The organism is Achromobacter sp. T5-5, assembly GCF_055397965.1.
The window spans coordinates 3,808,600-3,835,532 of the sequence record NZ_AP027919.1; the positions used below are offsets into that span (position 1 = coordinate 3,808,600).

General features: G+C 66.8%; 31 protein-coding genes. 24 read left to right on the forward strand and 7 right to left on the reverse strand.

The genetic code is table 11. From position 1 onward, the window contains the following. Positions 1-18: 18 nt before the first annotated feature. The 3 genes from ACZ50Q_RS17335 to folC all read right to left on the reverse strand — a co-directional run bounded on the left by ACZ50Q_RS17335 (position 19) and on the right by folC (position 2,695). Positions 19-507 (reverse strand): CvpA family protein, encoded by a 489-nt coding sequence (locus ACZ50Q_RS17335; protein ID WP_076521310.1) that lies wholly within the window; start codon positions 505-507, stop codon positions 19-21. Further along, positions 507-1,313: an SPOR domain-containing protein gene (locus ACZ50Q_RS17340; protein WP_092582297.1), complete on the reverse strand. Its 807-nt coding sequence runs from the start codon at positions 1,311-1,313 to the stop codon at positions 507-509. Before ACZ50Q_RS17340 ends, ACZ50Q_RS17335 begins: the two co-directional genes overlap by 1 nt. A gap of 71 nt (positions 1,314-1,384) precedes the next feature. Continuing rightward, positions 1,385-2,695, reverse strand: a complete 1,311-nt coding sequence (gene folC / locus ACZ50Q_RS17345; RefSeq protein ID WP_464079094.1) for a bifunctional tetrahydrofolate synthase/dihydrofolate synthase — start codon at positions 2,693-2,695, stop codon at positions 1,385-1,387. A gap of 174 nt (positions 2,696-2,869) precedes the next feature. On the opposite strand from folC, the gene ACZ50Q_RS17350 reads away from it, so the two are divergent. The 4 genes from ACZ50Q_RS17350 to ACZ50Q_RS17365 all read left to right on the forward strand — a co-directional run bounded on the left by ACZ50Q_RS17350 (position 2,870) and on the right by ACZ50Q_RS17365 (position 6,717). Further along, positions 2,870-3,286, forward strand: coding sequence for a cupin domain-containing protein (locus tag ACZ50Q_RS17350; RefSeq protein ID WP_092582295.1), 417 nt, complete (start codon positions 2,870-2,872; stop codon positions 3,284-3,286). Positions 3,287-3,351: 65 nt separating this feature from the next. Beyond that, entirely contained in the window at positions 3,352-4,323 is a 972-nt protein-coding gene (locus ACZ50Q_RS17355; protein WP_175493262.1) for a Bug family tripartite tricarboxylate transporter substrate binding protein, read from the forward strand. Next, on the forward strand, positions 4,320-5,561 hold the full coding sequence (locus ACZ50Q_RS17360; RefSeq protein WP_464079095.1) for a CaiB/BaiF CoA transferase family protein: 1,242 nt from the start codon (positions 4,320-4,322) through the stop codon (positions 5,559-5,561). The genes ACZ50Q_RS17355 and ACZ50Q_RS17360 overlap by 4 nt, the downstream gene beginning before the upstream one ends. Then, a complete protein-coding gene (locus tag ACZ50Q_RS17365) occupies positions 5,551-6,717 on the forward strand; it encodes an acyl-CoA dehydrogenase family protein (protein ID WP_092582293.1) in 1,167 nt (388 codons plus the stop codon). The genes ACZ50Q_RS17360 and ACZ50Q_RS17365 overlap by 11 nt, the downstream gene beginning before the upstream one ends. A gap of 80 nt (positions 6,718-6,797) precedes the next feature. Here ACZ50Q_RS17365 and ACZ50Q_RS17370 read toward each other — a convergent pair whose 3' ends face one another. Further along, positions 6,798-7,535, reverse strand: coding sequence for an IclR family transcriptional regulator (locus tag ACZ50Q_RS17370; protein WP_076521316.1), 738 nt, complete (start codon positions 7,533-7,535; stop codon positions 6,798-6,800). Positions 7,536-7,672: 137 nt separating this feature from the next. Here ACZ50Q_RS17370 and ACZ50Q_RS17375 point away from each other — a divergent pair, with 137 nt between their 5' ends. The 7 genes from ACZ50Q_RS17375 (at position 7,673) to ACZ50Q_RS17405 (ending at position 12,957) form a co-directional block, all read left to right on the forward strand. Further along, positions 7,673-8,050: a flagellar protein FlaG gene (locus ACZ50Q_RS17375; protein WP_076521317.1), complete on the forward strand. Its 378-nt coding sequence runs from the start codon at positions 7,673-7,675 to the stop codon at positions 8,048-8,050. Between the two features lie 145 nt (positions 8,051-8,195). Beyond that, the gene (gene fliD, locus ACZ50Q_RS17380; RefSeq protein ID WP_464079096.1) at positions 8,196-9,584 is read left to right on the forward strand and encodes a flagellar filament capping protein FliD; all 1,389 of its coding nucleotides are present in this window, start codon (positions 8,196-8,198) and stop codon (positions 9,582-9,584) included. Between the two features lie 20 nt (positions 9,585-9,604). Next, positions 9,605-10,033: a flagellar export chaperone FliS gene (fliS, locus tag ACZ50Q_RS17385; RefSeq protein WP_076521319.1), complete on the forward strand. Its 429-nt coding sequence runs from the start codon at positions 9,605-9,607 to the stop codon at positions 10,031-10,033. A 47-nt stretch (positions 10,034-10,080) separates the two neighbouring features. Then, entirely contained in the window at positions 10,081-10,431 is a 351-nt protein-coding gene (locus tag ACZ50Q_RS17390; RefSeq protein ID WP_464079097.1) for a flagellar protein FliT, read from the forward strand. Continuing rightward, positions 10,428-11,816 carry a flagellar hook-length control protein FliK gene (fliK, locus tag ACZ50Q_RS17395; protein ID WP_464079098.1) on the forward strand — a complete coding sequence of 463 codons (1,389 nt, stop codon included), beginning with the start codon at positions 10,428-10,430 and terminating at the stop codon, positions 11,814-11,816. The genes ACZ50Q_RS17390 and fliK overlap by 4 nt, the downstream gene beginning before the upstream one ends. Then, on the forward strand, positions 11,816-12,142 hold the full coding sequence (locus ACZ50Q_RS17400; protein WP_464079099.1) for an EscU/YscU/HrcU family type III secretion system export apparatus switch protein: 327 nt from the start codon (positions 11,816-11,818) through the stop codon (positions 12,140-12,142). The genes fliK and ACZ50Q_RS17400 overlap by 1 nt, the downstream gene beginning before the upstream one ends. Before the next feature lie 11 nt (positions 12,143-12,153). Beyond that, entirely contained in the window at positions 12,154-12,957 is an 804-nt protein-coding gene (locus ACZ50Q_RS17405) for a flagellar brake protein (protein ID WP_369825586.1), read from the forward strand. A gap of 133 nt (positions 12,958-13,090) precedes the next feature. On the opposite strand, the gene fliE is transcribed toward ACZ50Q_RS17405, so the two are convergent. Next, positions 13,091-13,423 carry a flagellar hook-basal body complex protein FliE gene (fliE, locus tag ACZ50Q_RS17410; RefSeq protein ID WP_076521324.1) on the reverse strand — a complete coding sequence of 111 codons (333 nt, stop codon included), beginning with the start codon at positions 13,421-13,423 and terminating at the stop codon, positions 13,091-13,093. Positions 13,424-13,754: 331 nt separating this feature from the next. On the opposite strand from fliE, the gene fliF reads away from it, so the two are divergent. From fliF to fliR, 13 genes are all read left to right on the forward strand, one after another. After that, positions 13,755-15,428 (forward strand): flagellar basal-body MS-ring/collar protein FliF, encoded by a 1,674-nt coding sequence (fliF, locus tag ACZ50Q_RS17415; protein WP_092582289.1) that lies wholly within the window; start codon positions 13,755-13,757, stop codon positions 15,426-15,428. Next, positions 15,418-16,428, forward strand: coding sequence for a flagellar motor switch protein FliG (gene fliG, locus ACZ50Q_RS17420; RefSeq protein ID WP_056316680.1), 1,011 nt, complete (start codon positions 15,418-15,420; stop codon positions 16,426-16,428). Before fliF ends, fliG begins: the two co-directional genes overlap by 11 nt. Further along, positions 16,421-17,164, forward strand: a complete 744-nt coding sequence (fliH, locus tag ACZ50Q_RS17425; RefSeq protein ID WP_076521327.1) for a flagellar assembly protein FliH — start codon at positions 16,421-16,423, stop codon at positions 17,162-17,164. Before fliG ends, fliH begins: the two co-directional genes overlap by 8 nt. A gap of 44 nt (positions 17,165-17,208) precedes the next feature. After that, a complete protein-coding gene (gene fliI / locus ACZ50Q_RS17430; protein WP_076522134.1) occupies positions 17,209-18,672 on the forward strand; it encodes a flagellar protein export ATPase FliI in 1,464 nt (487 codons plus the stop codon). Then, positions 18,665-19,117 (forward strand): flagellar export protein FliJ, encoded by a 453-nt coding sequence (gene fliJ / locus ACZ50Q_RS17435; RefSeq protein WP_464079100.1) that lies wholly within the window; start codon positions 18,665-18,667, stop codon positions 19,115-19,117. Before fliI ends, fliJ begins: the two co-directional genes overlap by 8 nt. A gap of 24 nt (positions 19,118-19,141) precedes the next feature. After that, positions 19,142-20,527, forward strand: a complete 1,386-nt coding sequence (locus ACZ50Q_RS17440) for a flagellar hook-length control protein FliK (RefSeq protein ID WP_464079101.1) — start codon at positions 19,142-19,144, stop codon at positions 20,525-20,527. Between the two features lie 169 nt (positions 20,528-20,696). Next, positions 20,697-21,320, forward strand: a complete 624-nt coding sequence (gene fliL / locus ACZ50Q_RS17445) for a flagellar basal body-associated protein FliL (protein WP_464079102.1) — start codon at positions 20,697-20,699, stop codon at positions 21,318-21,320. A gap of 2 nt (positions 21,321-21,322) precedes the next feature. Next, positions 21,323-22,330 (forward strand): flagellar motor switch protein FliM, encoded by a 1,008-nt coding sequence (fliM, locus tag ACZ50Q_RS17450; protein WP_076521331.1) that lies wholly within the window; start codon positions 21,323-21,325, stop codon positions 22,328-22,330. Further along, positions 22,323-22,874, forward strand: coding sequence for a flagellar motor switch protein FliN (gene fliN / locus ACZ50Q_RS17455; protein WP_464079103.1), 552 nt, complete (start codon positions 22,323-22,325; stop codon positions 22,872-22,874). Before fliM ends, fliN begins: the two co-directional genes overlap by 8 nt. An 11-nt stretch (positions 22,875-22,885) precedes the next feature. Beyond that, positions 22,886-23,209: a flagellar biosynthetic protein FliO gene (fliO, locus tag ACZ50Q_RS17460; protein ID WP_076522135.1), complete on the forward strand. Its 324-nt coding sequence runs from the start codon at positions 22,886-22,888 to the stop codon at positions 23,207-23,209. 34 nt (positions 23,210-23,243) lie between these two features. Next, positions 23,244-24,035 carry a flagellar type III secretion system pore protein FliP gene (gene fliP / locus ACZ50Q_RS17465; RefSeq protein WP_464079104.1) on the forward strand — a complete coding sequence of 264 codons (792 nt, stop codon included), beginning with the start codon at positions 23,244-23,246 and terminating at the stop codon, positions 24,033-24,035. An 18-nt stretch (positions 24,036-24,053) separates the two neighbouring features. Further along, positions 24,054-24,323: a flagellar biosynthesis protein FliQ gene (gene fliQ, locus ACZ50Q_RS17470; protein ID WP_008163193.1), complete on the forward strand. Its 270-nt coding sequence runs from the start codon at positions 24,054-24,056 to the stop codon at positions 24,321-24,323. 34 nt (positions 24,324-24,357) lie between these two features. Next, a complete protein-coding gene (fliR, locus tag ACZ50Q_RS17475; protein WP_092582283.1) occupies positions 24,358-25,146 on the forward strand; it encodes a flagellar biosynthetic protein FliR in 789 nt (262 codons plus the stop codon). A gap of 106 nt (positions 25,147-25,252) precedes the next feature. Here fliR and ACZ50Q_RS17480 read toward each other — a convergent pair whose 3' ends face one another. Together ACZ50Q_RS17480 and ACZ50Q_RS17485 are read right to left on the reverse strand one after the other, a co-directional pair. After that, positions 25,253-25,663 carry a hypothetical protein gene (locus ACZ50Q_RS17480; protein WP_139208596.1) on the reverse strand — a complete coding sequence of 137 codons (411 nt, stop codon included), beginning with the start codon at positions 25,661-25,663 and terminating at the stop codon, positions 25,253-25,255. A gap of 13 nt (positions 25,664-25,676) precedes the next feature. Beyond that, positions 25,677-26,744: a PAAR domain-containing protein gene (locus ACZ50Q_RS17485; RefSeq protein ID WP_464079105.1), complete on the reverse strand. Its 1,068-nt coding sequence runs from the start codon at positions 26,742-26,744 to the stop codon at positions 25,677-25,679. Positions 26,745-26,933 lie beyond the last annotated feature (189 nt).

A 26,933-nucleotide genomic window follows, 5' to 3' on the forward strand; every position in this document is an offset into this window, starting at 1 on the left:
TGGTTGATTTGAAGCTAATCAATACGGCAGCCACGTCGCCAGGGATGGCGGCAGCCACGTCTTGATATGTTTGATGGCCTCGATGGCCGAATGCGAAAACATGGCGTCCTGCCACCACGGTTCTTGGGGCAGCGGCGTATAGCCTGCGGCGGCGACCAGCGCCAGCACGATCAACAGACCACGGGCCAGCCCGAACATTCCCCCGAGGCCGTGGTCGGCCGGGCTCAGTCCGGTGCTGCGGATCAGGGCGGCAAGCGTCATATTGACCAACCCCACGCCGAGCAACACGATGATGAACACTGCTGCGTACGAGACTCCCATGCGCAGCACCGTCGTTTCGATATAGGGCTCCAGCCAGGTATAGACCGTGGGGCCCCACCAGATCGCGGCCACGAAGGCCAGCAGATAGGCGACCAGCGACAGCACCTCTTTGAGCAGGCCGCGCACCAGGCCCAGCACACCCGAAACCGCCAGGATGGCCAGCACGACGAAGTCGAAGCCGGTCACTATTGGGCGGCGATGAAACCATTGTCATAGCCCAGCGTGCGCAACCGCGCCTGGGCCGCCTGGGCCGCCTCACGCGAGGGGAATGGCCCCACCCGCAGACGGAACTGCTGCTTGCCGTTGATCGTGGCCTGCTCGACGAATGCGTTCGTGACGCCGGCCTGGTGCAGCTTGCCCCGGCGCGACTGGGCGTCTTCGGACGTGGTGTAGGCGGCGATCTGCAGCACGAAATTGCCTTTGGCGGCAGCCGGCTTGGGCGCGGCCGGCTTGGGCGCGGAGGCCGGCGCGTTGCGGCCTTCGAGCAGCGCCAGCGCGCGGGCGCCATCGTCCGAACGGACTTCGGGCTTGGCCGGCGTGGCCGGTTTGGGCTGTTCGGGCTTGGGTTTGGCGTCGGGTTTGGCTGGCGTGGCCGGCGGCGTCGCGGGCGGGCTGGCCTGCGGCGCGGCGGGCGCGGCGGCCACGGCTGGGGGCACGGATGTCACGGGAGGCGGCGTGGGAACGGCTGCGGGTTCGGTGGGCGCAGCGGCGGGCGACTCCGCGGGCGCTGCCGCCTGCGGTTCGGAAACCTGAGGCTGGAAAGGCGTGTTGCGATCCGGCACCTTGATGGGAATGTTGTCATCCACCGGCGCGGGCTGCGAATCCAGCACCATGGGCAGGATGATGACCGCGGCCAGCACCAGCGCCACGGCGCCCGCAAGCCTGCGCCGCGCACGACCGCGCAACTCGGCGGCCTGGACCTCACTGGGCACGGCGGCCCGTTTGGAGGCCTGCGCCTGGTCGGCAGGATCTTTGCGTTTGAAAAAGCCCATGGAAGAGAATCCTTGCGGCGCCTTGCGGCATTGCGGCGGCGGGCCGCCCTGATGCCTATGGCCCGATTTGCCTATGCCTTGCGACCCAGAGCCTGCAAAACGGAGGCTACGGTGAGAAACGATCCGAACACCGCGATTCTATCATTCTCCCCTGCCCGTTCGCGCGCCGCGGCAAAGGCCTGGGCGGGATCGGCGTAGGCCTGGATGCCAGGACTTTCGCTGCCGGCGGGAAGCGCGGGAAGCGCCGCGGCCACCTGGTCCGCGAGCGCCTGGCCGGAGGTGCCGCGCGGTCCGGGCAGGCCCGCGCAATACCAATAGTCGACGCGGGAACCCAGCTTGGCGACCACGCCGGCGAGGTCCTTGTCGTTCAGCATGCCGAACACCGCATGCGTGTACGGATGAAAACCCATGTTGTCCAGGTTCTGGGCCAGCACCGCCGCGGCGTGCGGGTTGTGCGCCACGTCCAGAATCACGGTGGGCTGACCCGGCAGGATCTGGAAGCGGCCAGGCAGCGAGGCCTGCAGCAGCCCCAGGCGCACGGCCTGTTGCTGCACGGGGAGGCGGTCGCGCACGGATTCCAGCGCGGCCAGCGCGGCCGAGGCGTTCAGGAGCTGGTTGGCCCCGCGCAGGGCCGGATAGGCCATCGCGCTGCGGCGCTGCTCGCGCCCGCCGTACGCCCACTGCTGGCGGTCGCCCGAATAGTTGTAGTCGCGGCCGAAGAGCCACAGGTCCGCGCCGATGGCCTCGACGTGGTCCAGCAGCGATTGCGGGGGCACGGGGTCGCTGCAGATGGCGGGACGGCCGCTGCGGTAGATGTGGGCTTTTTCGAAGCCGATCTTTTCGCGCGTGTCGCCCAGCCAGTCGGTGTGATCGAGGTCGACGCTGGTGACGATGGCGCAGTCCGCGTCCACGATGTTGACCGCGTCCAGGCGGCCGCCCAGCCCGACTTCCAGAACCACGGCATCGAGCCGGGACTGCGAGAAGAGGCGCAGAATGGCCAGGGTGGTGAATTCAAAGTAGGTCAGCGACACGTCGCCGCGCGCCGCCTCGACCACCTGGAACTGGGCGATCAGGTCTGCGTCCGAGGCGATCTGGCCATTGACGCGGGCGCGCTCGTTGAAGTCGATGAGATGGGGCGAGGTGTACAGCCCGACCTTGTAGCCGGCGGCCAGGAGGATGGCTTCCAGCATGGCACAGGTGGAACCCTTGCCGTTGGTGCCGCCAACCACGAATTTCACGCCCGGCAGCGCCAGCTCCATGCGCTGCGCCACCGCGCGCACCCGGTCCAGGCCCATGTCGATCGCGGTGGCGTGGATGGACTCCAGGTACTGCAGCCAGTCGGACAAGGTGGCGGCGGCGTCAGGCGTACGGACAGAAGACATGGGGCGGATTCGCGATAGACAGATAGACAATCAGCCGGCGATTTTAGCAGTCCGCGCCCGGTGTTTTCCCTAATCCCCTAGGGCGCGCCACGTTATCGCAGACCAAAAAAGGCTTGCCCATGTTTTTTTCATACGTGAAAATAAATTCATGTATGAAAAACAATAGGAAGAGACATGACGCAGCAACATACCCCCCGCTGGCTAGTGCGTGAAGCCGACGTGCCCGGCTACCACCCGGCCAACCATACCGGCACCCTGAACCGCCGGCTGATCGGGCCGGACACCGTCGGCGCGCGCGGCGTGGAGGTGCTGCTGGGCGTAATCGACAAGGGCAAGGGCGCGCTACCGCACGCGCACCCGGGCATCGAACAGGTCTGCTACCTGATCTCGGGCACCGCCCGCGCGCAGGTGCAGGACGAATGGGCCGACATGGGCCCCGGCGACTGCTGCTATTTCCCTCCCGACATTCCCCATGTTTTCACGGTGACGAGCGATGAACCGGCCCGGCTGCTGGTGATCTACACGCCGCCGTACGAAGAATCCCCCGATCGCGTGATCCGGGACTTTCCGGCGCCCCCCTCCGCCGCCTGACGCGGCGCTTTACCGGCAGCGGCCGCAGAGCCGCGCCGCATTCCATAGAACCAGGAGACACACCCATGCAATCCCTACGCCTGCTAGGCGCCGCGCTCGTCACGGGCGCGGCCTTGATGGCCGCTGGCCCCGCCCACGCCGCCGATTACCCCACCAAGCCCATCACGCTGGTCGTGCCCTTCCCCGCCGGATCGGGAACGGACGCCGTGGGGCGGATCTTCGGCTCCGAGCTCTCGACCATCCTGGGCCAGCAGGTGGTGGTGGAGAACAAGCCGGGCGCCAACGCGACCATCGCGGCCAACTACGTGGCGCGGGCCAAGCCGGACGGCTACACGCTGTTCGTCACGACGAACACCTCGCATTCGGCCGCCCCGTGGCTGATGAAGAACGTGCCTTACGACCCGGTCAAGGATTTCACCCCGATCGCGCGCGGCGGCAACCTGCCCTTCATCCTGGTGGTGAACCCGAAGCGTCCCTGGAAAACCGTGGCTGACCTGGTGGCCGACGCCAAGAAGAATCCGGGCCGCATCACCTACGCCAGCGGCAACAGCACCGGCATCGTCGCCGGCGCCACGCTGGCCAACCGCGCCAAGATCGACATCCTGCACGTGCCGTACAAAGGCACGCCGCAGAGCCTGACGGACGTCGTGGGCGGCCAGGTGGACTTCATGTTCACCGACCTGGCCTCGGGCCTGCCCTTCGTGCAATCGGGCCAGTTACGCGCGCTGGCCGTGTCCACCGCCGAACGCAGCACCATCGTTCCCGACCTGCCGTCGATGGCCGAAGCGGGCGTGCCGGATTTCGACCTGAACTCCTGGAACGGCTACTTCGGTCCAGCCGGCATGCCGCCGGAGATCGTCGCCAAGCTGAACGCGGCCATCAACCAGATCGTCGCCAATCCCGACGTGAAAAAGCGCCTGGCCGGGCTGGGTTTCGACGCCTTTTCCAGCACGCCCGAGGCCTTTGGGCAGTTCGTGGGTGAACAGCGCGACCTCTGGGGCAAGCTGATTCGCGACGCGGGGATCGAGCAGCAATGATCGACCAGCCCCTGCCCGACACGCCCATCGCCGGGCCGCTTGCCGGCGTGCGCATCCTGGACCTGAGTTCGGTGGTGATGGGGCCGTACGCCACCCAGGTCCTGGCGGACCTGGGCGCGGACGTGATCAAGGTGGAGTCGCCGGCCGGGGACAACATGCGGGCCGTCGGCCCCATGCGCAACCCCGGCATGGGGCACCTCTACCTGCACCTGAACCGCAACAAGCGCTCTATCGTCCTGGACCTGAAGACGCCCGAGGGGCTGGAGGCCTGCCTGAAACTGGCCGAACGCTGCGACGCCGTGCTCTACAACATCCGTCCCCAGGCCATGGCGCGGCTGGGGCTGTCGTACGAGGCGGTGGCGGCGCGCAATCCGCGCATTGTCTACGTGGGCGCCTACGGCTTTGGCGAAGCCGGCCCCTACGCCGGCCGCCCCGCCTACGACGACCTGATCCAGGGCCAGACCGGCATCGCCGCCCTGTCGGCGCAGCAGAGCGGCGACGTGCCGCGCTATGCCCCCCTGACCCTGGCCGACCGGGCCGTCGGGCTGCACGTGGGCATCGCGCTGGTGTCCGCCGTGCTGAGCGCGCGGACGCTGGGACGAGGACAGCAGGTGGAGATTCCCATGTTCGAGGGCATGGCGCACCTGGTCCTGGGCGATCACCTGGGCGGCGCGACCTTCGAGCCGCCGATGGGGCCCACCGGCTACGCGCGCCTGCTGGCGCCGCACCGCCGGCCGTACGCCACCGCCGACGGCTACATCTGCCTGCTGATCTACAACGACAAGCACTGGCGCAATTTCTTCGACCTGATCGGCCGGCCCGAACTGTCGCGGGACCCGCGCTTCTGCACCCATGGCGCGCGCGCCGCGCACATCAGCGAGGTCTACGCCTTCGTGGCCGAAGTGATCGCCACGCGGCCCAGCCAGGACTGGCTGGACGCCCTGGCGCGGGCGGACATTCCCGCCTCGCAGCTCTACACCATCGACGGCCTGCTGCAGGACGAACATCTGGCCGCCACGGGCTTCATCCACGAAATGGACCACCCCTCGGAGGGCCGCATCCGCACCACCGCCCCGCTCGGGCGCTACGCGGGCACACCGACCTCCATACGCCGCCCCGCCCCGCGGCTGGGTCAGCACAGCCGCGAGGTGCTGGCCGAGGCGGGCTTTGGGCCGGAACAGATCGACGCCATGCTCGCGCGTGGCATTACCCAGGACGGAAACAACGATGGATTTTGAGTTCACCTCCGAGCAACTGGCGCTGCGCGACGCCGTCTCCCGCATCTGCGAGCGCTATCCCGACGAATATTGGCTGGAACGCGATCGCGACGGCGGCTTTCCGCACGCCCTGCACGCCGACCTGGCGCGCGACGGATGGCTGGGAATCGCGATGCCGCAGGAATACGGCGGCGCCGGCCTGGGCATGACCGAGGCCGCGCTGATGATGCAGACCATCTCCGCCTCGGGAGCCGGCTTTGCCGGCGCCTCGGCCGTCCACATGAACATCTTCGGGCTCAATCCGGTGGTGGTGTTCGGCACCGACGAACAGCGCGGACGCTGGCTGGAACCGCTGATCGCCGGCCGCGAAAAGGCCTGCTTCGCGGTCACCGAGCCCGACGCGGGGCTGGACACGACCAAGCTGAGCACCCGGGCCGTGCGCCAGGGCGACGAATACATCGTGCATGGCCGCAAGATCTGGATCTCCACGGCGCAGGTGGCCAGCAAGATGCTGCTGCTGGCTCGCACCACGCCGCTGTCCGACGTGGAAAAGCCCACGCAGGGCCTGTCGCTTTTCTATACCGATCTGGACCGCGACAAGATCGAAGTCCGCGAGATCGAGAAAATGGGCCGCAAGGCCGTGGACTCGAACATGCTGTTCATCGACGGCCTGCGGATTCCGGTGGCCGACCGCATCGGCGAGGAAGGCCGCGGTTTCGAATACATCCTGCACGGCCTGAATCCCGAGCGCATCCTGATCGCGGCCGAGGCGGTGGGCATCGGCCGCGCGGCGCTGGACCGGGCCGTCAAGTACGCCGGCGAGCGGACGGTCTTCGGGCGCCCCATCGGCCAGAACCAGGGCATCCAGCATCCCCTGGCCCAGGCCTGGATGCAACTGGAGGCCGCGGACCTGATGGTGTTCAAGGCGGCCAGCCTGTATGACGCCGGCAAACCCTGCGGCCCTGCCGCGAACGCCGCGAAGTACCTGGCGGCCGAGGCCGGCTACAACGCCTGCCAGACGGCGGTGATGACGCTGGGCGGCATGGGGTACGCCAAGGAGTACCACGTGGAGCGGCTGCTGCGCGAGAGCTTCATCCCGCGCATCGCGCCGGTGAGCCCGCAGCTCATCATGTGCTTCATCGCGGAAAAGGTGCTGGGCCTGCCCAAGTCTTACTGACACTACACACTACATAAATAGGCACTGCCTGAGAAACCGTAACCGGGCGGCGGGCTGCGGCCCGACGCGCCAGGGACGGATCAGGCCTGCTGTTCCAGCCCCGTGCAGGCCGCCCGCAGAATGCGGGCATAGGTCTCCTGCTCCGGCTCGATGCGGTAGATGGGGCCGCCCACCGAAATGGCGTAGTGCTCGCCCGACAGCGTGACCGGCCAGGCGATCGCGCCCACGTCCGCGATCGACTCGCCGCTGTTCATGAACCAGCCCCGCTGCCGCGACGCCTCGATATCGGCCAGCAACGCGTCGCGCGTGACGAGCGTGCGCTCGTTGTAGCGCGTCATGGGCAAGGCCGCGAGCATGGCGTCCCGCGCGGACGGGTCCAGCAGCGAAAGCAGCGCCTTTCCCAGCGAATTGGCGTGTACGTCCTTGAACTCGCCGGCAACGGGGGCATAACGGATCGTATGTGGCGAATCCAGCACATCCAGGTACACGACGCGGCCGTCCGGCGACAGCTTGGCGAACACGATGGTTTCGCGCGTGGCTTCCCTTAATTCGGTGAGGCTGGGATAGACCCGGTCCAGGACCGGGTCGGCCCGCGCGATGCGCTGGGCCATGGCGAGCAGGCGGCCGGTCGGGTAATAGCCCTGGCGCCGCCCCGTCTCATAGAGATAGCCCAGGCCGGTCAGCGTGCGGATGAGCGCCAGGCAACTGGAGACGGGCACGTCCAGCAGGCGGGCCAGTTCCGACAGGGGCAGCGCGCGTTTCTCGCGGGCGTAGGTTTCGATGATTTCGATAACTCGCAACGCCGTCTTGACACTCATTGCCCGATCCAGACCATTAGCACGTGAACCACCTGTTTGCGCGGGGCTAAAGTTCCCTGCGAGGGTGTCGTTATGGTAACTGAGAATTTCCTGAAATCAGCGCGTTCCTCCCAGACGCCCCCGCCGTTGGAGTGATCATGGCCGTAACCCCGTTAGCCCCCGCAGCCTTCGCGTCGTTACCGGTTTCGACCGCGATCGCCACGCCGGACCCCGCAGCAACCGCCACCCCCGCCCCCGCCAGCACCAATAGCGGCGCTTCCGACAGCGCGACGTCGGACCAGTCGAAAGCGCAGAAGCTGCCGCTCGACAAGGCGCTGGACGAGATCAACGAACAGATGAAGGCCTGGTCGACGCAGCTTCAGTTCGAAATCGACCCCAATGTGCATCAGGTGGTCGTGTCGGTGATCGACGCGGAGTCCGGGGACGTCATTCGCACCATCCCCAGCGAAGCGGTGCTCAAAATCGCCAAAATGATCGTGAACATGCAGGGAAATGGCATTAAGACCTCTGCATGATCCGGCACCTGAAACACGGTTCGCCCCCATGTCTGGCGGGCCGGCGTTGAAAGAAGCCTCGAATTAGGCCCGCCTTATGCCTTTGCCCGGCCGATAGCCGGAACCCCATTTTTGTCAGAATTGCATCGCTAGGAAGGAATTTCACATGGCCACCATCACTAACCTCGGTTCGACTTCAGGCTTGCCCCTGGAGGACATCCTCACGAAGCTGGAAGCTGCCGAGGAAAAGAAGCTGGAGCTGTACACCGTACGGCAGACCAGCTACGAAACCCGTGTTACGGCATACGGCCAACTGAAGAGCGCCGTGGAAGCCGTGCAGAAGGCCGCCGCCGTGCTGGGCAAGGCCGAGACGCTGGGCGCCGTGAAAGGCAGCGTGACCGGCGGTGAAGCCCTGACCGCGACCGTGGCCGCCGAAGGCGCCGTGGCCGGCCAGTACACGATCAATGTGACGACGGTCGCCACTTCCCAGACCCTGCAATCGGGAGCCGTGGCGGATCGCAAGGCCTCCAATGGCACCACCGGCTCGTTTGAAATCGAACTGGCCGATGGCACCAAGAAGACCGTCGACCTGAAGGACGACACCTCGCTGAACGGCATCGTCAAGGCGGTCAACGCCGACGACACGCTGGGCGTGCGCGCCACCGTCATCACCGACGGCGACGGCAAGAGCTACCTGATGCTGAGCGCCAAGGACACCGGCGTGCAGGCCTCGGTGAAGTCCATCACCGTGACGGGCGACCAGTCCCTCAAGGACGTCCTGAACTACAACACGGATGCGGGCGACACCAGCACCAAGATGACGGCCACCGCCGCCGTCGACGCCGAGATCGACATCAACGGCATCACGGTCAAGAGCGGCTCCAACAATATTTCGACCGCCATCGACGGCGTCACGCTGAACCTGTCGACCACGACGGAAGCCGGCAAGCCGATCACGCTGAAGCTGGAAAGCGATCCCTCGGTGGCCAGCAAGGCCATCCAGAGCTTCGTGACCGCCTACAACACGCTGCAGACGACGATCAAGAACCTGACCGCCTTCGACGCCACGGCCGCCACCAACCAGCCGCTGACCGGCGACGGCACGACGCGCGCCATCCAGTCCTCGATGGCCAGCGCGCTGCAAGTCCTGTCGGGTGAAGGCTCGCTGCGGTCGCTGGCCGACCTGGGCATCACGACCAACCCGCAGACGCGCCAGTTGACGCTGGACCAGTCCAAGCTGGACAAGGCGCTGGCCTCCAACGGCGCGGACGTCTCGCGCCTGCTGACCGGCGAGAACGGACTGGCCGCCAACTTCGAAAAGGCCACCAAAGACATCCTCAGCGACACCGGCTCGATCAAGACCAAGACCGACGGCCTTGCCAAGTCGATCGAGAACGTGAAGGCCCAGTACACCCGCGCCAAGGCCGCCGGCGAAGCCTCGCTCGAGCTCATGCGCGCCCAGTTCGTCCAGTTGGACAAGTTCGTTTCGCAGCAGTCGGTCACGGCAAGCTACCTGACCCAGCAGTTCGCCGCGATGAACAAGTCGACGAGTTGATAACCGAGAAGATGCATTAAATGACGTACGCCGCGCGCCGCCCCACAGGCTCATACTCCGTCCGCTCCTACGCCGATATCGGCCTGGAAACGCAAGTGATGAGCGCCACGCCGGAAAGGCTGATCACCCTGCTCTACCAGGGTGCGCGCGCGGCAATCGGCCAGGCGCGGCTGCATCTGCAGGAAGGCCGTGTGGCCGAACGCGGCACGGCCATCACCAAGGCGATCAAGATCGTCGACGAAGGCCTGAAGATGGGCCTGAACATGGAAGCAGGCGGCGACATCGCCGCCAACCTGAGCCGGCTCTACGATTACATCGTCCGCACCCTGCTCATGGCTAACCTGAAAGCGGACGTCGAGCAGCTCGACATCGCCGACCGCCTGCTGGCGGACCTGGCCGAAGCCTGGCAGACATCCATCGATCGGCCTGCCCCGGGCGCACAGCTTTGATGGCCCCCACAACGAATTCAGACAGCCATCGAACGCCCGAGATTTCTATGACGTCCCTCACCCAGTACTCCGCCATCCTGGAACACTATCAGGACATCGCCATTTCCACGGGCGAGATGTTGACCGCCGCCCAGGCCGGCGACTGGGACACCGCGCTCGTGCACGGTCAGCAGTATTGCGAACAGGTCGAGCGCCTGCGCCATGCCGAGTCGACCAGTCCGCTGGACGAAGCCGGCCGCAGCATGAAGTACGACCTGCTCGTGCGCATCCTGGAAAACGACGCGATGACGCGCGACCTGGCGCTGCCGCAACTGGCCCGGCTGGGCGAACTGCTGGGACGCATGAAGCGCCAGCAGACGCTGCTGTCCACCTACGGCAACCAGGCTCCTGAAGAATGAGCATCGGCCCCGCCGCGCTTGGCAACGTCCTGGTGCAGCGGCTGGACGCCGTGCTTGGCACGACGATGTCCGCCGCGAGCGCCAACCAGGTATCGGGCGCGCGGCCCGACGCGGTCAGCCAGCCCGGCAGCCCGGAGAAAGCCGGGCCCTCGGACGGCTCGGCCCGCGACCCCCGGCAAGGCATACAGACTGGCGGCGCCCGAGGCGACCGCCAGAATACTGTTGTCGACCCCAAAACCGCCGCCGCGCTGGCGCTGGCCGCGCGCGGCCTGGTCACCAGCAGCGACACCACCGCCTCGGCGCCGACCACGCTGGGCACGACCGCCCGCACCATCCTGGCCCTGCTCGCCCAGTTCCCCGAAGCCGCGCCGCCCGTGCAAGGGCGCGCGCCGCTCTGGAGCGCCGACGCGCAGGGCGGGACGCAGCCCGGCCAGGCGGGCGGCGCCGGTAACGGCCAGCCGGCCCCTGCCCAGCCCGGCCAGCCCGCGCAGGCGGGACAAGCCGGACTACAAGCCGGACTACAACCCGGCCAGCCCGCGCCTGCCCCGGCGGCCCCGGCGGCTCCGCCTTCTGCTTCCGCGCCCCTGCCTGCGGCGACGCCTGCCGCCGGCGCGGCCGCCGATGCCGCGACGGCCCGGCCGGCCACGCACCCCGGTGGGCAGGCGGGCGGCGCGAAAGGCCCCGAAGGCGCGTCCCACGCCTCGCTCGCCACAGGCGGCCCGTCCGCGCGTGCGCTGGGACAGGCCTTGCGCACCGCCCTCCAAACCAGCGGCCTGTTCTACGAATCGCACCTGACCGACATGGTCTTTGGCCGCAAGAATCCCGCCTCGCTGCAGAACGAGCCGCAGGCCCGGCTGACGCGCGAATCCGCCGCGCACGCCAGTTCTCAGCCGCGCGGCCGCGGCGACACCGCGAGCGCCGGCCGGTCCGGCGCGGGCGCCGACGCGCCCGCGCCGGTAGGCACCTCGACATCGTCCACGCCCGGCGCGCCCGTGAGCGGCATCCACCAGGACCTCACCGTGCTGGTCCGTCAGCAGCTCGATGTCCTGGCCAACCAGACCCTCGCCTGGCAGGGCGAAGCCTGGCCCGGCACGCCGATGGAATGGGAAGTGGAACGCGATCCCTACGGCGCCGACCGCGAATCGGCCGTCCCCACCTGGGCGACCCGCGTGAAGCTGGACCTGCCGCGCCTGGGGCTGGTGGACGCCCGGCTGAACCTGGCGGGCGACCAGATCGTGCTGCAGCTGATCGCCCCGCACAGCGCGGGCGAGATCAATGACGCCTCGGACATGCTACGCTCGCGCCTCCTGGCCGCCGGCCTGACCCTGAGCAATCTGACCGTGAGCGTGGTGGAACCGCGTCCCGTCATTCCGACCGATTTCTGATGAGCACTCCCACCCTCCCCGCGGACGCCGGCCCCAACGCCAACCGCAACGCGGCGGTCGCCATCTCCTATGACGAAAGCGACGGCGCGCCGCGCGTCGTCGCCAAGGGCTACGGCCAGCTTGCGGACACGATCGTGCGCGCGGCCGAGGAAAACGGGTTGTACGTGCACGAATCGCGCGAACTGGTGGGCTTGCTCATGCAGGTGGACCTGGACGCGCATATTCCTCCCCAACTCTACGTCGCGGTGGCAGAATTGCTCGCGTGGCTGTACCGTCTGGAATCGCGCGAAATCCCCGACGCCGCGCGGCCCGAAATCTCACCCTAAGGACTAACAACGTGTTGGATGCCGCCGACCCGGAATTCCTGCTGACCCGGCCGGAAGACATGCGCTCAGCCCTCTTTGAGCTGACGCACCCCGACAGCCACATCCTGGTGCGCGACGCCGCCGACCGCGAGATCGCCGTGCTGATCCTGGGCGCCGACAAGCAGACGCGCCAGTTCTTCTGGCGGCCGCGCGACTACGATGGCGCCGACTTCGAACAGTCCGACAGCATGGGACTGCTCAGCGGCACGACCTTCCATTTCAATGCCACCGCCTACGGCGGCGTGCAGATCCGCTTTCGCGTGCAGCGCCCCGAGATCATCCACTTCGATGACGGCAGCGCGGCCCTGATGTCTCCCTTTCCCGACCATCTTGCCCGCATCCAGCGGCGCAAGATGTTCCGCGCCTCGATGATCTCAAGCGCCAACCGCTGCCTGGCCACCTGGCAGCCGGCGCCGGCGGACAAGCCGGTCGGATTCACCGTGCGCGACATCTCCGTGGATGGCGTGGGGCTGCGCGTGGGCCTGGCGGTGGGCGAGCTGCCCGCGCGCGGCGCGATCATGGAAGACGTGGAACTGGACTTCGGCGAATTGGGCAAGCTCAGCGCCGACCTGGAAGTGCGCAACGTCTATCCGGTGTCCGGCCAGCCCATGGCCGCGTCCGAAAGCGTCGATGGCGAAGCGCCCAAGCACGTGTCGCTCACCGGCGAGCCGCCGGTCAGCCATGTGGGCGCCTTGTTCATGAATCTGAATGCACGCCAGGAAAACTGGCTGCAGCAGGTCGTGTGGCGCCTGGAAAAAAGCGCGCAGCGCAACTGATCCGACCAGCGTGACGAACCAGCAAGACCCACCAGCGGCACCAGTGAAAACAGCGCCTGCGAAGAGGCGCTATTGAACTGCCGGGCAGGCGCTGCGCCTGCCCGCGGGACGTCCCAGGAACCGCTTCGCGGCCTCAGACGGCCATCGAGGACACTTCCTTGTAGGCCGCAACCAGCTTGTTGCGCACCTGGACCGCGGTCTGGAAGCCGATGCTGGCCTTCTGCATGTCGATCATGACGTCATTCAACGAAATATCGGGAGCGCCCAGCTCGAAGGCCTTGGCCTGATTGCTGGCGGCGTTCTGCGCGGCCGTCACGCGGCGGATGGAGCGCTGCAGTTCCGCGGCGAACCCATCGGGCTGGGCCACGGCTTCGCCCGCGGCCAGATTGCCGGTTTCCGCCTTGCTCACGACCGAGCGCATCTGCTGGAGCATGCCTTCGATGCCGGACAAGCCTGATACAGCCATTACCTTTTCCTTGCTGGTGAGGGATTACGCCAAATTGCCTTCGCAGCGTAACCCCTGCCGCGCCAGTCCATAGCGGACAAGAACCGCCAAAAAACCCGACATTTCGATGAATGGCCGCATCCCTTCCCGCGGATGTGGCCCCGCTTTGCGTCCCGTCATCGACATAGGGCTTAAGTAACGCCAAAAAACGGCTGTTTTCATCGATTGGGATTGCTGTCTCAGGGGCAATAATCCACGCTCTCCCCAGACCAGAAGCACGTTGCATGTGTAATCGGCCCTACCCAGACATGAAGTCATTTTCCTTGCTCCGCGAAGCCAGCGGGAGCCGTCAATGAATCAGCAGGCTACCCTGAGCTCGTCGCTTCTGGCCAAGTTCCCCGTGCTGGAACGGGTCCGCGCGCTTCCCAAGCCCATCCTGATCGGCGCCGCCGCCGCCCTGGTCGCTGTGATCGTCGCCGTGGCCATGTGGAGCAGCGAACCCCAGTACAAGGTCCTGTTCTCCAACCTGGACGACCGCGATGGCGGCGCCATCGTGACGGCTCTGGGCACGATGAACGTGCCCTACCGCTACAACGAAACCGGCACCGCGCTGCTCGTGCCCGCCGACCGCGTCTACGACGCCCGGTTGCAGCTCGCCTCGCAAGGCCTGCCGCGCGGCGGCTCCGTCGGCTTCGAGCTGATGGACAACGCCCGCTTCGGCGCCAGCCAGTTCGCCGAACAGATCAACTACCAGCGCGGTCTGGAGGGTGAGCTGGCTCGGTCGATCGAAGCGATGAACACGGTGCAGCATGCGCGCGTCCATCTGGCCATGCCGCGCCAGTCGCTGTTCGTGCGCGAACGCCAGGCGCCCACCGCCTCGGTGCTGCTGAACCTGTATCCCGGCCGCAGCCTGAGCGACGCGCAGGTTTCCGCGATTTCCTGGCTGGTCGCCTCCAGCGTGCCCGAACTGACCGCCGAAAGCGTGTCCATCGTCGACCAGAACGGCCGCCTGCTGTCCGCCCCGCTGGGCGAAGGCCGCGGCATGGACGCCGACCAGCTCCGCTTCGTGCGCGAAATCGAACAGCGCACCGTCGAACGCATCCTCACCATCCTCAATCCCCTGGTCGGCCCCGGCAACGTCCACGCCCAGGCCACCGCCGACGTCGACTTCGCCCGCCGCGAAGAGACGTCCGAGGTCTACCGTCCCAACCAGGAACCCGGCCAGGCCGCCGTGCGCAGCCAGCAGACCAGCGATTCGACACAGCGCGGCGTCGGTCCCGCCCAGGGCGTGCCCGGCGCGCTGTCGAACCAGGCGCCCGCCGAAGCGCAGGCGCCCATCGCCAATCCGCCGCAGCAACAGCCGCCCCGCCCCGGCCAGCCGCAGCAGCCGGCCAACGCGCAACAGCAACAACAGCAGCAGACCGGCACCCAGGCCGCCACGGGCAACCTGAACGAACGCCGCGACGCCACCACCAACTACGAAGTCGACCGCACCATCAGCCACATCAAGCAGCCGGTGGGCAACCTCAAGCGCATGTCGGTCGCCGTCGTGGTGAATTACGTGCGCGACAAGGACGGCGAGCCGCAGGCCCTGCCGCCCGAAGAACTGAGCAAGCTCACCAACCTGGTGCGCGAAGCCATGGGCTATTCCGAGACCCGCGGCGACTCGCTCAACCTGGTCAACAGCCAGTTCAACGACGGTCCTCCGCCGCTGCCGATGTGGCGCGATCCGGAAATGATCTCGCTGTTCAAGACGATCCTGGCGTGGCTGGTCGGCGGTGTCCTGGCGCTGTGGCTGTATCGCAAGCTGCGCCGCACGGTGACCGAATACCTGTACCCGCCGGTGGATCCTGAACAGGCCGAAGCCGAGCGCGCCGAAGCCGCCCGCGAGGCCCAGGACCTGGCCCGCGCCAAGGAAACGGACCGCTACCAGGACAACCTGGAGCGCGCCCGCACCATGGCCAACAAGGATCCGCGCGCCGTCGCGATGGTCCTGCGCACCTGGATGAGCAAAGATGAAAAATGATTCCCTCCCCATGGACGGCATGACGCGCAGCGCCGTCCTGATGATGTCGCTGGGCGAAGACGCCGCGGCCGAGGTCTTCAAGTACCTCAGCGCCCGTGAGGTCCAGCAGGTCGGCGCCGCGATGGCGAGCCTGAAGCAGGTCACGCGCAACGACGTCGCCGTCGTGCTGGAAGAGTTCCGCCAGGAAGCCGACCAGTTCATGGCCGTGACGCTGGGCTCGGACGACTACATCCGCAGCGTGCTGACCAAGGCCCTGGGCAGCGACCGCGCCGCCGGCCTGATCGAGGACATCCTGGAAGCCGGCGACGGCGGCAGCGGCATCGACGCGCTGAACTGGCTGGACCCGAACACCGTGGCCGAGCTGATCGGCGACGAACACCCGCAGATCATCGCAACCATCCTGGTCCACCTGGAGCGCGACCGCGCGGCTGGCGTGCTGGCCCTGCTGACGGACCGCCTGCGCAACGACGTGATGCTGCGCATCGCCACCTTTGGCGGCGTGCAGCCCGCGGCGCTGTCGGAACTGACCGAAGTGCTCAATTCCGTGCTGGCCGGCCAGGGCGCCAAGCGCAGCAAGATGGGCGGCGTGCGCACCGCGGCCGAGATCCTGAACATGATGAATTCGACGCAGGAAGAGACCGTGGTCGCCAGCCTGCGCGAACGCGACAACGACCTGGCGCAGAAGATCATCGACGAGATGTTCGTCTTCGACAACCTGCTCGACGTCGAGGACCGCGCCATCCAGCTCATCCTCAAGGAAATCGACAACGACACGCTCATGGTCGCGCTCAAGGGCGCCCAGGAAGAGCTGCGCGCCAAGTTCCTGCGCAACATGTCCAGCCGCGCTGCCGAAATGCTGCGCGAGGACCTGGAAGCCCAGGGGCCGATCCGCATGTCGAAGGTCGAGACGGAACAGAAGAAGATCCTCCAGATCGCCCGCCGCCTGGCCGAAAGCGGCCAGATCGTGCTGGGCAATTCCGGAGACGACGCGTATGTCTGAAGCGGACAACGGCGCGACGACGCTCATCTCGCGCAGCGCCGCCTGGCGGCGCTGGCAGATGCTGTCGTTCGACGAGCCGGCGCCCGTCGAAGTCGAGCCCGAACCGGAACCCGATCCGGGGCCCGATCCCGCCGTGGTGATGGCGCAGCTTCGCGCCCAGGCCATCGCGGAAGGACACGAAGAAGGCTTGGCGCGCGGCCATGCCGCGGGCCACGAAGCGGGCCAGCAGGCCGGCTACGAGGCGGGCCTGGCCGCCGGCCGCGAGGCCGGCTATGCGGAAGGCCTGGCCCAGGGCCGCGAGCAGGCCGCCGCCGAAGCGCAGCGCCTGCACGCCTTGGTGCAGGCCTGCGCCGAGTCGATCGGCGCGCTGGAAGAAAAGATGGGCCAGAGCCTGCTGACGCTGGCGCTGGATATCGCGCAGCAGGTGGTGCGCACCACCCTGGCCGAACAGCCCGAAACGGTCGTGAGCGCCGTGCGCGACGTGCTGCACATCAATCCCACCGCCGGCGGCCAGATGCGGCTGTGGGCCAATCCCGACGACATCGAACTGATCCGCCTGCACCTGGCCGACGAGCTCAAGGAAGGCCATTGGCGCGTGCTGGCCGATGAATCCATCTCGCGCGGCGGCTGCCGCGCCGAGACGCCCTTCGGCGACATCGACGCCACCCTGCAGACCCGCTGGCGCCGCGTGGCCGCGTCGCTGGGCCGCAACGCATCCTGGGAGGAACCGGTGTGAGCGCCAATCCGGTCTCCGCGCAGCCTGGCCAGGCCGGCGCGCCCCTGGCGGGCGCCCCGGCCCCAGTTGCTGCCGCGCCGGTCCTGGACCGCTGGCAGACACAGCTCCAGATCGGCTCGATCCGCGCCGCCTCCACCGATCCCTGGCTGGTCAGCGGCAAGATCACGCGGGCCACCGGCCTGGTGCTGCACGCGACCGGACTGCGCCTGCCCGTGGGCGCCGCCGCCCGCATCGAAATCGCGCGCGGCCATGACCACTGGGCCGACGCCGAAGTCGTGGGCTTTGACGGCCACACCCTGTACCTGATGCCGCAGGCCGACATTTCCGGCCTGCCGCCGGGCGCGCGCGTAGTGCCGGGCGAACCGCCCGTGCAGCGCCAGATTCCGCTGCCGCGCAAGGCCGAACTCAACGGCAATGCCAAGCCCCAGCTGGGCCGCCACCTGCCGGTCGGCAACGCGCTGCTGGGCCGCGTGCTCGACGGCGCCGGCCGCCCGCTGGACGGACTGGGCCCGCTGACGGGCGCCGAACTCGCGCCCCTGTCGGCCCAACCCATCAACCCGCTGTCTCGCGCGCCCATCGACACGGTGCTGGACACCGGCGTGCGCGCCATCAACGGCCTCTTGACGGTCGGGCGCGGCCAGCGCATGGGCCTGTTCGCAGGTTCCGGCGTCGGCAAGTCCGTGCTGCTGGGGATGATGGCCCGCTACACCAAGGCCGACGTGATCGTCGTGGGCCTGATCGGCGAGCGGGGCCGCGAAGTCAAGGAATTTATCGAGCACAACCTGGGCCCCGAGGGCCTTGCGCGCTCCGTGGTCGTAGCCGCACCCGCCGACGTCTCGGCGCTGCTGCGCCTGCAGGGCGCCGCCTACGCCACGCGCCTCGCGGAGCACTTCCGCGACCAGGGCCTGGACGTGCTGCTCATCATGGATTCGCTGACCCGCTACGCCATGGCGCAACGGGAGATCGCGCTGGCCATCGGCGAACCGCCCGCGACCAAGGGCTATCCGCCGTCTGTCTTCGCCAAGCTGCCCACCCTGGTGGAACGCGCGGGCATGGGCGCGCCCGGCCCGTCCGGCAAGGCCGGCTCCATCACGGCGTTCTACACCGTGCTGGCTGAAGGCGACGACCAGCAGGACCCCATCGCCGATTCGGCGCGCGCGATCCTTGACGGACACGTGGTGTTGTCGCGCCACCTGGCCGAATCCGGTCATTACCCCGCCATCGACATCGAAGCCTCGATCTCGCGGGCGATGACCTCGCTCATCACGCCGCAACAGTTTTCGATCGTGCGCCGCTTCAAGCAGACCCTGTCGCGCTACCAGCGCAACCGGGACCTCATCGCCGTGGGCGCGTACGCCGCCGGCAACGACCCGCAACTGGATGACGCCATCGCGCGCTATCCCCGTCTGGAAGCCTTCCTGCAGCAGGATATCGGCGAGAACGTCGGCTATGAAGACGCCGTCAACCAGTTGCGAGCCAGTTTCGAAATACGGGACACCTATGCCTAGCCAATTGCCCCTGGACATGCTGATCAACCTGGCCAAGGAGAGCACGGATGAAGCCGCGCGCCTGCTGGGCCGGTTGACCGCCGAACGCAGCAATGCGGAACGCCAGCTGGTCATGCTGCACGACTACCGCCAGGACTATCTGGAGCGCCTGCAGCAGGCAATGACCAGCGGCATGGCGGCGAGCGATTGCCACAACTACCAGCGCTTCATCGGCACCCTGGACGACGCGATCGGCCAGCAGCAAGGCGTGCTGCGCCAGGCGGACGAGAACCTGTCCAAGGGACGGCTCTACTGGCAGCAGGAAAAGCGCAAGCTCAACTCCTATGACGCCCTGGCGCAGCGCGAACAGCGCGCCCAGGCCGTCTTGGAATCGCGCCGCGAACAGCGCGCCAGCGACGAATACTCCGCCCGCCTGGTCCAGCGCCAGGCCGGCGGCATGCATTAAGCAATACCTCACAGGAAGCCCAAGATGACCGCTCCCCTGCCCTTGCCTTCGATCACGCCGGCCGCGCCGTCGTCGGTCGCCGATGCGCTTGGCGCCAAATCCGCGCCGCCGGAAAAGAAAGGCCCTTCCTTCTCGGACGTGCTGGCCCAGCAACGTCCCGCGCAGCAGCGGCCGAACCAGGCCGCCGACGCCCGTCCCGCCAAGACTGACGGCAAGACGCCATCCAAGGATCCGAACGCCGGCGACCCGGCCAGCACGGCGGAAAGCGCCGCGGCGGGCGCCATCGACGCCGCGGTGCAGACGGCCGCGCAGGCTGAAGCCGGCGCCCTCGCCGTCGCCGCGCAGCAACCCATCGCGCCGGCCGACCTGCCGCAACAGGCATTGGAAATCGCCACGCAGGCCGCCGAGCAGGTGCAGCTCGCCCGCGGCAACGCCGCCGCCGCGGCCACCGCCATGAGCCAGGGCGCCGCCGTGCTGAAGGCCGCGCTCAACGCCGCCGACACCCTGGCGCCGCAGACCGCCCAAGCCTCCCAGGCGCCCGTCGTCGCGACGGCCGGCCAGGCGCAGGCCGCCGCCGCGCAGCTCGCCCGCGATGCCGAAGCCGCGCTGCCGGTCGTCACCGCCGCCGTCAAGCCGGGTTCCGCCCCGGTCGCGCAGGCGCCCGTCGACCCCAAGGCCACGGCCAAGCTCGACGCGAAGCCCGCCACGCCGGACCTGCCGCTGCCGCGCGTGGCGCGCGAGGCGCGTCCCGAAACGGCCGAAACGGCAACCGCCTTGCCCGCCCACGTGGCCGACGAAGATCAGCCGGCGCTGCTGGCCGCCTCCACGCCGCAGTTCCAGGCGCCCCAGCATGGCGCCAGCCCGCAGGATGCGCTTGCCCACGCCCTGGCCGCCGCCACGCAGCGCCAGGCCGCGCCCATCGTCAACCAGGCCGCGGTCTCGCAGCCTGTCGTGCCGGTCGTGCTGCAGGTGGCCACCCCGGTCGGCGCCACCCACTGGGGCACCGAGCTGGGCCAACAGATGGTCATGATGAGCACCAACGCGCGCCAAGGCATGCAGACCGCCGAATTGCGGCTGGATCCGCCCGACCTCGGCCCGCTGCGCGTCAGCCTGAACCTGGCCGATGGCGTGGCCAGCGCCTCGTTCGTGTCCGCGCATGCCTCGGTGCGCCAGGCGATCGAAGTCGCGCTTCCGCAGTTGCAGCAGGCGCTTGCGCAGGCCGGCATCTCCTTGGGCCAGACGAGCGTCGGCGAACAGGCCGCGCAGCAGGAATTCGCGCAGCAGAACGGCAACGGATCGCAGCGTCAGCAAGGCGGCGGTGCCGCCGTGGCGGACGGCGCGGCCGATGCCGCGCAGCCCGCGGTGACGGTGGCGCGCAACGCCAACGCGCTGGTCGACACGTTCGCGTAGTGATTCAGCTGCCCGCCGCCAGCAACGGCTGCGGGCAGTGCAGCAATAGCTTGAGATACGCGGCTTTCGCCCTGTTTTTCGCCTCCAAGCCGAGGCGGGATTTCGGGCAGAATGCTTTCATCCACTAAGAATCCGTTTTCACCAGCGGCAAACACGCATCGAAATCCAGATGGCGACAATCAAACCCATTCCCGCACCGGCGCGCGGCGCGTCGACTTCCGGCGGCATCGGCCGCATCCTTCGCCCGCTGCTGGCGATCCTGGTGCTGCTGATCGTTGCGGCTGCCAGCGCGGGCGCGACCTGGTTCATCACCCAGCGCATGCAGCAGCCGCAAGGCGGCGCGCCGGTGCAGCTCGGCGTGGGCCAGGCGCCCGCCGGCCAACCCGTGCAGCCGGGCCAGGCCGGCCAAGCCGGACAAGGCCCCCAGGCCACGCCGACGACCTTCGTCGCGCCGTCCGCCACTCCCATCGCCGTGCCCGCCCCGATCTTCGTGCCGATCGAAGCCTTCACGGTCACGCTGCAGAACGCGGAGACCGAGCGCATCATGCACGTCGGCCTGACCCTGCGCGTGAGCGACGAACAGACCCGCACGCGCCTGGAAAAGTACATGCCCGAAGTGCGCAGCCGCATCCTGATGGTGCTGTCGTCGCAGTCGCCCACCGCCGTGCAGACGCAACAGGGCAAGAACGACATGGTCGCGGCCATCAAGCAGGCCGTGAACCGCCCCTTCTCGCCCCTGCCTGACGGCCAGTACGTCACCGACGTGCTGTTCACGGCGTTCGTGGTGCAATAAGCATGGCCTACGAGGCGTTTCTTTCGCAGGACGAAGTCGATGCGCTGCTGGCCGGCGTCACCGGCGAGAGCGATAGCAAGAAGGAATCCGAGGGCCAGAACGCCGGCGCGCGCGCCTACGACCTGAGCTCGCCCGAGCGCGTCGTCCGGCGCCGCATGCAGACGCTGGAGCTCATCAACGAACGGTTTGCGCGCAACATGCGCAACGTGTTGCTGAACTTCATGCGCCGCAGCGCCGACATCACCGTCGGCTCGATCAAGATCCAGAAGTACGCGGACTTCGAGCGCAACCTGCCGGTTCCCAGCAATCTGAACATGATTCAGATGAAGCCGCTGCGCGGCACGGCGCTCTTCACGTATGACCCGAACCTGGTGTTCCTGGTCATCGACAGCCTGTTCGGCGGCGATGGCCGCTACCACACGCGCGTCGAGGGCCGCGACTTCACCACCACCGAACAGCGCATCATCCGGCGCCTGCTCAACCTGACCCTGGAAAGCTACGGCAAGTCCTGGGACCCCGTCTATCCGATCGAGTTCGAATACGTCCGCTCGGAGATGCACACCAAGTTCGCCAGCATCACCGGCAACAACGAAGTGGTGGTCGTCTCCTCGTTCCATATCGAATTCGGCGCGACCGGCGGCGACCTGAACATCTGCCTGCCCTACTCCATGATCGAGCCGGTGCGCGACCTGCTGACGCGCCCGCTGCAGGAGACCACGCTCGAAGAGGTCGATCAGCGCTGGTCGCAACAGCTTTCGCGCCAGGTGCGCAGCGCCGACATCGACGTGGTCGCGGAATTCGCCCGCATCCCCTCGTCGATCCGCGAACTGATGAGCCTGAAGGTCGGCGACGTCCTTCCGGTCGACGTGCCCGAAACCGTCATCGCCCACGTCGACGGCGTGCCGCTGATGGAATGCGGCTACGGCGTTTTCAACGGCCAATACGCCCTGCGCGTACAGAACCTGTTTACCCACGATACAGAACCCAACGAGGCCTCTGACCATGACTGACAAGAACGAGCCCGGCACTGGCTCGTCCCCGGCCGACGACTGGGCCGACGCGCTCGCCGAACAATCCCGCGCCAACCCGCCCACGCAAGCCGACGGTCTGAAGCCGCAGGATGACTGGGCGGCCGCCATGGCCGAACAGGCTGCCACACCCGCGCCGGCCGCCGCAGCACCCGCTGCGCCCGCTGCCCCGGCCCCGGCCGCCGCGGCACCGGCCGCCGCGCAATCGGCGTCGCAATCCGTGTTCAAGCCGCTGGCCGGCACCGCGCCCGGCCAGGGCACCGATATCGACCTGATCATGGACGTGCCCGTCCAGTTGACGGTCGAACTGGGCCGCACCCGCCTGACCATCAAGAACCTGCTCCAACTGGGCCAGGGCTCCGTGGTCGAACTCGACGGCCTGGCCGGCGAGCCGATGGACATCTTCGTCAACGGCTACCTGATCGCCCAGGGAGAAGTCGTGGTCGTCGAAGAAAAGTACGGCATCCGCCTGACCGACATCATTACCCCGTCCGAGCGGATCAACCGCTTGAACAACCGTCGTTGACGTCCGGCGCCATGACCGAATCTGCCCTGCTGCGCGTCATCATCGGCCTCGTGCTGGTGGTGGCCGCCATCCTGGTGGCGGCGTGGCTGGCGAAACGCGCCGGACTGGTGCAGCGCGGCGGGGGCAACCTGCTGCGGCACGTCGCCAGCCTGCCGGTCGGTCCGCGCCAAAGCGTCGTCGTCGTCGAGATCGAAGACACCTGGCTGGTGGTGGGCGTCGGCCCGAACCAGCTCACCACCCTGCATACCCTGCCCGCCGGCCAGTTGCCGGAGGGTTCGCCTCTGCCCGCGGCCGCCTTTGCGGCCAAGCTGGGCCAGGCCCTCAAGCGCCGCTAGGGCCACACGCCCCGGCGCGATTCAAGCGATACCCATGAGTTTGCCCACCCGCACGACTTGCTCCCGCGCCGGCCATCGCGCGCTGCCCATGCTGGCCGCCGCCGCGGTCCTGGGGCTGGCCTTCTTCCCGACCGGGGTGGTGGCGCAAGCCACCCTGCCCGCGCTGACGGCCACGCCGGGCGCGGACGGTTCGCAGACGTATTCGCTCAGCATGCAGACCATGCTGCTGATGACGTCGCTGTCGTTCCTGCCGGCGGCGCTGCTGATGATGACGGGCTTCACGCGCATCATCATCGTGCTGGGCCTCTTGCGCAGCGCCATGGGCACGGCCATGTCGCCGCCCAACCACGTCCTGATCGGCCTGTCGCTGTTCCTGACCTTCTATACGATGTCCCCGGTGTTCGACAAGATCTACACCGACGCCTACAAGCCGCTGTCGGAAGGGTCGATCCAGTTCGAAGCCGCGGTCGAACGCGCCGCGGCCCCGCTGCGCACCTTCATGCTGCACCAGACGCGCGAGAACGACCTGTCGCTTTTTGCCAATCTGGCCAAACAGCCCGCGCTGGAAGACCCCTCACAGGTGCCCATGCGCATCCTGGTGCCCGCCTTCATCACCAGCGAACTGAAGACCGCGTTCCAGATCGGCTTCACCATCTTCATTCCGTTCCTCATCATCGACCTGGTGGTCGCCAGCGTGCTGATGGCGCTGGGCATGATGATGGTGCCGCCCGTCACCGTGGCGCTGCCCTTCAAGCTGATGCTGTTCGTGCTGGCCGACGGCTGGAACCTGCTCATGGGCTCGCTGGCCCAGAGCTTCTACCAGTAACGCCGCAAGGAGATCGCCATGACCGCCGAAACCGTCATGACCATGACCTACCAGGCGATGAAGATCGTCCTGGCGATGGCCGGTCCCCTCCTGCTCGTCACGCTGGTGGTGGGCCTGGTCATCAGCATTTTCCAGGCCGCCACGCAGATCAATGAAATGACGCTGTCGTTCATTCCGAAGCTGCTGGCCATGTGCGGCGTGCTGGTGCTGCTTGGCCCCTGGCTGATCGGCGTGATGGTCGACTACATCCGGCAGCTCATCGGCCAGATCCCCATGCTGGTGTCCTGAGCGGCGCCCGCCGCCGGACCCTGGCCGTTCCGCCATGATCGCCTTCACGCTTGAGCAGCTCAACGGCTGGATCGGCCAGTTCCTCTGGCCGTTCGTGCGTATCCTGGCGCTCGTGGGCACCGCACCGCTGTTTTCCGAGTCGCTGATTCCCATCAAGGTGAAGGTGGGACTGTCCTTCGTCCTGGCCGTGGCGATCAGCCCCGCACTGGACCCCATGCCGCCCGTGGCGCCCGGCTCCTATGCCGGCCTCTGGATGGTGATGCAGCAGGTGCTGATCGGCATCGCCATGGGCTTTACCATGCGGCTGGTGTTCGCCGCCGTGCAGACGGCGGGGGAATTCGTCGGCCTGCAGATGGGCCTGTCGTTCGCGTCCTTCTTCGATCCCAGCTCGGGCGCGAACACCGCCGTGCTGTCGCGCCTGTTCAACATCGTCGCGATGCTGACCTTTCTGGCGCTGGACGGGCACCTGCTGGTGCTGGCGGCGCTGGTGCGGTCCTTTGACACGCTGCCCATCGCGATGATCCAGCTGCACCAGAATGGCTGGGGCACGGTGGTGGAATGGGGCAAGACCGTGTTCGTCTCCGGCCTGCTGCTGGCGCTGCCGCTGATTTGCGCCCTGTTGACCATCAACCTGGCGATGGGCATCCTGAACCGCGCCGCCCAGCAGCTTTCCGTGTTTTCGGTGGGCTTTCCCGTCACCCTCATCATTGGCGTGACCGTGCTGACCATCGTGCTGCCGCATGCCGGCCCGTTCCTGGAATCGCTGTTCGAATCGGGGCTGACGGCGATGAGCCGCGTCGTGGACGCGCTGGCGGGAAGGTAGCCCGCGCCAGCCCCGAACGGGGCACGACTTCCGGCTGACGAAACAACGGCCGCATGTTGCGGCCGATTTTTGGTCTGATTCGCGCTCTGAGTGCATCGTACACAACTCAGTGCGTAGGCAGCGTTTCACACGGCGGGTTCGGGCCCCTGAAACGGTCAAAAAACCCATGACGTATTTCTACCCTTGCAATCTTCGCATCGGGCCCGATACAGACGTCTATCCGCCTAAATGGTTTGGTGATTTCGAGCGAATCAGAACTTTGACCGGGGAACGTGAGTAGCAGCCACATATCAGGTTTAGGGAACATTGCGGTGTAGCGGGCCACGGTCTGCCCAGGGCGCATCTCGAATTTCGATGTGTCATGGTTGTCATTGAAAAACACGCCAATTTGCTCCGTCGCCGTCTTGGAGTAGTGAAGCAACACCATCGGTGAGAAGGTTCCCCAAAGCGCCACGGAGGTCCAAAGCAGGACCAAGAAGCCAACAATACAGCCTAATAACTTAAGTAAACGAGGCATTGGGTCTTTTCATTCAGCGGTTGCAGGTATGCGGCTCTTTCGCCGAATTTCGGCCAGTCCCCCAAGGTATTGGCACCCCGTCGACCCATTGAAGCAGTGTCGCTGTCGTCAACTCGTGAGGTTTGGCATCGGCGTAGAGGTCGCAACCGAGCTTGATGGAAATGTGGTCCGGGACATCATCGGCGCTCGCGGGCCAAGGTCCATTTTCAGGATGGTGCTGCATCGTCGGCCATCGCTTATCCATTGCGGCTTGGTATGAATCGAGTAGCGCCTGCGCCAGGCCCGCGGAGTTGACGAGCTCGGCAGCAGTAAAACCGAGGGCAACGCCAACATATCCATAGTGGATGTTGGACCAGATGTCATAGTAATAGTCGAAATCGCCAAGCTTTTGCCATCCATTATTGAAGTCTTTTCCCAACATCTTCTTCAAAACGGGTTTGTGATCCCAGGGGCGGCCCGGCCCGATGATATCGGCGAAAAGTGTATACGCCCAAAGCTTTTGCTCGGCAAGCGCCTGCAAATAGGTTTTCCTGCCTGAGAGCTTGCTATACCACGGTGCGAGCTCCCACGCATCGCTGTATGCCTTGAGGTCATAGCTGTTTGCGTCATGGATTTGCCGGCCCACGATCGAGAATGGGTTGGTCTTCATTTCTCGAACGATAAAATCAGCCAGCGGGATGGCCGTGTTGGTGTGATCGCAATCGGCCTGGCGAAGGCTCTCGTAAAGCGGCGCTTTCTGCTTGGCTGCACCTCCTGTCAAGCCATTAGCCAATGTCGTGGCATCATCTGATGCCTGAATATTGCCCCCGGTACCGTACTCAACTTTGGCGAATTGTTGACTAGCGATCAGCGTTGCGCCACAAGATGTCTTCATCCCCTCGATGGCGACGTAGCTGTTATCGATGCCGAGGGCTAAGACGCCCTCAACAATGGGAAAGGCGCCCTTACATCGCGGACAGCTCACCATGTGCCCCATCCCGGCGGCAGGTCGCCCGAAGACGATGTAGCTAGGAAACCCCTGCACGACCGTCCCTCCGTGAGAAGTCGTGTCGCCGATTCGAATGATGGATCTGGCCGTCATATGCCTTTCCAAAGATTGATGTAATCGCCGAGTTTAATTTTGGGGACTGGCGTTTTGTATCGGTCGCCGCAAGAATCATAAAAGTACGATTGGTATTACCAGGCTGTCGTTCCGAGGCGCCAGCGCCGCGCAGGTAGACCCTGCGCCAGCATGTCCCCCACAGGTCACTGGCACATAAAAGCCGTCCCC

Coding starts and splice junctions, on each gene's coding strand:
- ACZ50Q_RS17365 (WP_092582293.1), top strand. CDS start 5,551: ATGGATTTTGAGTTCACCTCCGAGCAACTGGCGCTGCGCGACGCCGTC.
- fliP (WP_464079104.1), top strand. CDS start 23,244: ATGAGTTTGCCCACCCGCACGACTTGCTCCCGCGCCGGCCATCGCGCG.
- ACZ50Q_RS17355 (WP_175493262.1), top strand. CDS start 3,352: ATGCAATCCCTACGCCTGCTAGGCGCCGCGCTCGTCACGGGCGCGGCC.
- fliS (WP_076521319.1), top strand. CDS start 9,605: ATGACGTACGCCGCGCGCCGCCCCACAGGCTCATACTCCGTCCGCTCC.
- ACZ50Q_RS17440 (WP_464079101.1), top strand. CDS start 19,142: ATGACCGCTCCCCTGCCCTTGCCTTCGATCACGCCGGCCGCGCCGTCG.
- ACZ50Q_RS17390 (WP_464079097.1), top strand. CDS start 10,081: ATGACGTCCCTCACCCAGTACTCCGCCATCCTGGAACACTATCAGGAC.
- ACZ50Q_RS17370 (WP_076521316.1), bottom strand. CDS start 7,535: ATGAGTGTCAAGACGGCGTTGCGAGTTATCGAAATCATCGAAACCTAC.
- ACZ50Q_RS17350 (WP_092582295.1), top strand. CDS start 2,870: ATGACGCAGCAACATACCCCCCGCTGGCTAGTGCGTGAAGCCGACGTG.
- ACZ50Q_RS17360 (WP_464079095.1), top strand. CDS start 4,320: ATGATCGACCAGCCCCTGCCCGACACGCCCATCGCCGGGCCGCTTGCC.
- fliQ (WP_008163193.1), top strand. CDS start 24,054: ATGACCGCCGAAACCGTCATGACCATGACCTACCAGGCGATGAAGATC.
- fliN (WP_464079103.1), top strand. CDS start 22,323: ATGACTGACAAGAACGAGCCCGGCACTGGCTCGTCCCCGGCCGACGAC.
- fliF (WP_092582289.1), top strand. CDS start 13,755: ATGAATCAGCAGGCTACCCTGAGCTCGTCGCTTCTGGCCAAGTTCCCC.
- ACZ50Q_RS17480 (WP_139208596.1), bottom strand. CDS start 25,663: ATGCCTCGTTTACTTAAGTTATTAGGCTGTATTGTTGGCTTCTTGGTC.
- fliK (WP_464079098.1), top strand. CDS start 10,428: ATGAGCATCGGCCCCGCCGCGCTTGGCAACGTCCTGGTGCAGCGGCTG.
- fliO (WP_076522135.1), top strand. CDS start 22,886: ATGACCGAATCTGCCCTGCTGCGCGTCATCATCGGCCTCGTGCTGGTG.
- fliD (WP_464079096.1), top strand. CDS start 8,196: ATGGCCACCATCACTAACCTCGGTTCGACTTCAGGCTTGCCCCTGGAG.
- folC (WP_464079094.1), bottom strand. CDS start 2,695: ATGTCTTCTGTCCGTACGCCTGACGCCGCCGCCACCTTGTCCGACTGG.
- fliJ (WP_464079100.1), top strand. CDS start 18,665: ATGCCTAGCCAATTGCCCCTGGACATGCTGATCAACCTGGCCAAGGAG.
- ACZ50Q_RS17485 (WP_464079105.1), bottom strand. CDS start 26,744: ATGACGGCCAGATCCATCATTCGAATCGGCGACACGACTTCTCACGGA.
- fliR (WP_092582283.1), top strand. CDS start 24,358: ATGATCGCCTTCACGCTTGAGCAGCTCAACGGCTGGATCGGCCAGTTC.
- fliM (WP_076521331.1), top strand. CDS start 21,323: ATGGCCTACGAGGCGTTTCTTTCGCAGGACGAAGTCGATGCGCTGCTG.
- fliL (WP_464079102.1), top strand. CDS start 20,697: ATGGCGACAATCAAACCCATTCCCGCACCGGCGCGCGGCGCGTCGACT.
- fliG (WP_056316680.1), top strand. CDS start 15,418: ATGAAAAATGATTCCCTCCCCATGGACGGCATGACGCGCAGCGCCGTC.
- ACZ50Q_RS17400 (WP_464079099.1), top strand. CDS start 11,816: ATGAGCACTCCCACCCTCCCCGCGGACGCCGGCCCCAACGCCAACCGC.
- ACZ50Q_RS17340 (WP_092582297.1), bottom strand. CDS start 1,313: ATGGGCTTTTTCAAACGCAAAGATCCTGCCGACCAGGCGCAGGCCTCC.
- ACZ50Q_RS17375 (WP_076521317.1), top strand. CDS start 7,673: ATGGCCGTAACCCCGTTAGCCCCCGCAGCCTTCGCGTCGTTACCGGTT.
- fliE (WP_076521324.1), bottom strand. CDS start 13,423: ATGGCTGTATCAGGCTTGTCCGGCATCGAAGGCATGCTCCAGCAGATG.
- fliH (WP_076521327.1), top strand. CDS start 16,421: ATGTCTGAAGCGGACAACGGCGCGACGACGCTCATCTCGCGCAGCGCC.